Origin of the sequence: Mesorhizobium sp. M8A.F.Ca.ET.161.01.1.1 (assembly GCF_004792105.1) — a bacterium.
Classification (GTDB): domain Bacteria; phylum Pseudomonadota; class Alphaproteobacteria; order Rhizobiales; family Rhizobiaceae; genus Mesorhizobium.
This window is the reverse complement of the sequence record NZ_SRTD01000058.1, coordinates 1-496: the sequence shown is the minus strand read 5'-3', so window position 1 is coordinate 496 and position 496 is coordinate 1. Positions and strand designations below refer to the sequence as shown.

Sequence of the window (496 nt, the reverse complement as noted above, 5' to 3'; positions counted from 1 at the left end):
GCAATGGCGGCCTGCCTGCTGGTGGACGTGCGGTGATGCGCGACGGTGTCGTACGGGATGCCCTTGCCGTCGATAAAATCCCTCAGTCTGTTTGCTATCGTCATTTTTCGCGTCCTTTTGCTTGGGTTCACGACGCATGCGCAAACGAGGGCGATCACTCTCGTGCCCCGGTTGCCACACCAGGAAAACTGGATCGACTGCCTATCGTTTCAAGGCGCCGGCATTCGCGGTCCCGGCCGCCGCGAACGGATTCGAACCGCGGTCAGGGGCCCGGCCCGAAAAACGGCGCGAGCCGGGCGGTCGGTGCGGGTCCAGACCATGCCGGAGGTAGCGTCGACATCGCCGGACTGCACGCCATGAGTGAAGGCCGGGCGCTGATTGGCGCGAGAATAGTAGGGCAGCGCAAGACCGGAGGCGCCGACAAGGCCAAAGGCGCTGGCTGAGGTGACGAAAGCGCGGCGGGTCAACGAGAGCTTGTTCATGGCTGTCTCCGGAT

The 496-nt window shown here is 63.9% G+C and carries 2 pseudogenes; both read right to left on the bottom strand.

Going from position 1 to position 496, the window contains the following annotated elements:
* A pseudogene (locus tag EN804_RS38410) lies at window positions 1–104 on the bottom strand (aminoacyl-tRNA deacylase); the annotation flags it as partial.
* 177 nt (window positions 105–281) lie between these two features.
* Window positions 282–482 (bottom strand): annotated as a pseudogene (locus EN804_RS34560) (alkaline phosphatase); the annotation flags it as partial.
* Window positions 483–496: the final 14 nt, after the last annotated feature.